Annotated in this window: 1 protein-coding gene; it reads left to right on the top strand. The window is 49.6% G+C overall.

Annotated features, from left to right (window positions below):
* Window positions 1–240, top strand: a 240-nt coding sequence (locus R0J87_RS24225; RefSeq protein WP_498889598.1) for a hypothetical protein, incomplete at both ends; no start/stop codon positions are given.

Genomic DNA, 240 nt, shown 5'->3' with positions numbered 1-240 from the left:
CCATATTGAACGACGGTTTTGTGGTCACTGTGGCCAGTATTCTTTCCTTAGTGATTTTTAGTGGCACTGAATTTGATTTGACAAGCAGCAGTCTGAGTTTAGTGTCGCATGTGGTGGGGGCTTTGGCGGTCGGTGTGGTACTCGGCCGTGGGGCTCGCTGGCTGCTGACATTACTCCATGAGCGGCATTACACCTTAACAACCAATATCACGCTGGCATTGGCATATGGCAGTTTTGTAC

The organism is Halomonas sp. SIMBA_159 (assembly GCF_046536035.1).
Taxonomy (GTDB): Bacteria; Pseudomonadota; Gammaproteobacteria; order Pseudomonadales; family Halomonadaceae; genus Vreelandella; species Vreelandella venusta_A.
The sequence above is the reverse complement of the archived record's forward strand: the minus strand, read 5'-3'. Positions and strand labels throughout refer to the sequence as shown.